Below are 2598 nucleotides of genomic sequence, written 5' to 3' on the forward strand. Positions count from 1 at the left end.
GGCGCTCTGACGCCGGAACGCATCGAAGGGGTCTTCGCCCCGAAGGTCACCGCCGTCCGTCACCTGGATGAGCTGACCCGTGAACTGGCGCCACAACTGGCCTCGTTCATTGTCTTCTCCTCGGCCGCTGCTCTGCTCGGCTCTGCCGGCCAGGGCAGCTACGCTGCCGCCAACTCTTACCTCGACGCGCTCATGGCCCATCGGCGGGCCGCTGGTCTGCCCGGTGTCTCGATGGCCTGGGGCCTGTGGGAGCAGAGCACCGGACTGACCGCTCACCTCAGCGAGACCGACCAGGCCCGCATGAGCCGCGGCGGTGTCCTACCCCTCACCCCCGCCGAGGCCCTCGCCCTGCTCGACACCGGCCTGCGAGCCGAACACACCCTGCTCGTACCGATCAAGCTCGACCTGCGGTCCTTGCGCGCCGACGCGGCCTCCGGCAGCACCGTCCCACACCTGCTGCGCGGCCTGGTACGCAGTGGCCGGCGCCTCGCACGCGCCGGCGCAGGCGACGGCAGTGACCTGTTCCGGCGCCTCGCCGGACTGCCCGAGGCCGAACAGGAAGCCCTCCTCCTCAACATCGTGCAGGCCGAAGCCACCGCGGTCCTCGGCTTCAACGCCAGCGAACTCGCCCAGGGCACACGAGGGTTCAGCGACATCGGCTTCGACTCGCTCACCGCGGTCGAACTCCGCAACCGGCTCGGCGCCGCCACCGGCGTCAAGCTCCCCGCCACCCTCATCTTCGACTACCCCACCCCGGTGGCACTCGCCCGCTACCTGCGCGAGGAGCTCGGCGACGACACGGCCGGTGCCACCGCCACCCCCACCGTCCTCGCCGAGCCCGACGAGCCCATCGCCATCGTCGGCATGGCCTGCCGCCTGCCCGGCGGCGTCGACGACCCCGACGGCCTCTGGCGTCTTGTGGCCGAGGGCCGCGACGGCATGGTGGAGCTCCCGGACGACCGCGGCTGGGACCTCGACGGCCTGTTCGACGCCGACCCCGACAAGCCCGGCACGGCGTACGTCCACAAGGGGGGATTCCTGCACAACGCCGCCCAGTTCGACGCCGGCTTCTTCGGCATCTCGCCGCGCGAGGCACTTGCCATGGATCCGCAGCAGCGACTCCTCCTCGAAACCTCGTGGGAGGCCCTGGAGCGGGCCGGCATCGACCCCTTCTCCGCGCGCGGCGACAACATCGGTGTCTTCTCCGGCGTCTCCATCCACGACTACGTCGAGTCCCTCAGCAACATGCCCGACGAGCTCGAAGGCTTCGTCACGACGGCCACCGCCGGCAGCGTGGCCTCCGGCAGGGTGTCGTACGTGTTCGGCTTCGAGGGCCCCGCGGTGACCGTCGACACGGCCTGCTCCTCGTCCCTCGTCGCCATCCACCTCGCTGCCCAGGCACTGCGTCAGGGCGAATGCTCGCTCGCCCTCGCAGGCGGTGTCGCCGTCATGGGCTCACCGATCGGCCTGCGCGGCATGTCGCGCCAGCGCGGCCTCGCCGCCGACGGCCGGGTCAAGGCGTTCTCGGCCGGTGCCGACGGCACCATCCTGTCCGAGGGCGTCGGCATCGTCGTCCTGGAACGCCTCTCGGAAGCCCGCAGGCGGGGCCACCGAGTGCTCGCGGTTGTCCGCAGCTCGGCCGTGAACCAGGACGGCGCCTCGAACGGCCTGACCGCCCCCAACGGGCCCTCGCAGCAGCGGGTCATCCGCAAGGCGCTCGCCAACGGTGGCCTCACCGCGGCCGACATCGACGTCGTGGAGGCGCACGGCACCGGCACAGAGCTCGGTGACCCCATCGAGGCGCAGGCCCTGCTCGCCACGTACGGCCGGGACCGGAACCCGGAGCGCCCGCTCTGGCTGGGCTCGCTCAAGTCCAACGTAGGTCACACGCAGGCCGCGGCCGGTGTCTCCGCCGTGATCAAGATGGTGCAGGCGCTCCGACACGGCATCATGCCGCCCACGCTCAACGTCACGGAGCCGACGCCTCAGGTCGACTGGACGGCGGGCGCGGTCGAACTGCTCACCGAGGCCCGCGCTTGGCCGGAGGAGGGCAGGCCGCGCCGCGCCGGTGTCTCCAGTTTCGGCATCAGTGGGACGAACGCGCACCTGATCCTGGAGCAGGCTCCGGAGGAGCAGTCCGTGGGGGCGGCCGCGTCGAGCGCCGGTGTGGTGCCGTTGGTGGTGTCCGCGGCCTCGGCGGTATCCCTGGTGGGGCAGGCGGAGCGGTTGGCGTCGTTTGTGGGGTCGAGTGAGGTGTCGCTGCCGGATGTGGCTGCGGCGTTGGTTGTTCAGCGGGCGGTGTTGTCCGGGCGTGCGGTGGTGGTGGCCGGCTCGCGGGGTGAGGCTGTGGCGGGTCTGGAGGCGTTGGCGCGGGGTGAGTCTCATCCTGGTGTGGTCACTGGCGGATTGTCGTCGGCCGTGGGTGCGGGGCGGACGGTTCTGGTGTTCCCGGGGCAGGGTTCGCAGTGGGCCGGTATGGGCCGTGAACTCCTGGACTCCTCGCCGGTGTTCGCGGAGCGGATCGCTGAGTGTGCGGTGGCGCTTGAGCGGTGGGTCGACTGGTCGTTGGTGGATGTGCTGCGGGGGGATGCTCCGGCC

The 2598-nt window shown here is 71.4% G+C and carries 1 protein-coding gene; it reads left to right on the forward strand.

What is annotated here, in order from left to right; genetic code table 11:
- A partial coding sequence (locus AB0958_RS44920) for a beta-ketoacyl synthase N-terminal-like domain-containing protein (RefSeq protein ID WP_366896259.1) occupies nucleotides 1-2598 on the forward strand: 2598 nt, incomplete at both ends.

It is taken from the genome of Streptomyces sp. NPDC006655 (genome assembly GCF_040703965.1).
Classification (GTDB): domain Bacteria; phylum Actinomycetota; class Actinomycetes; order Streptomycetales; family Streptomycetaceae; genus Streptomyces.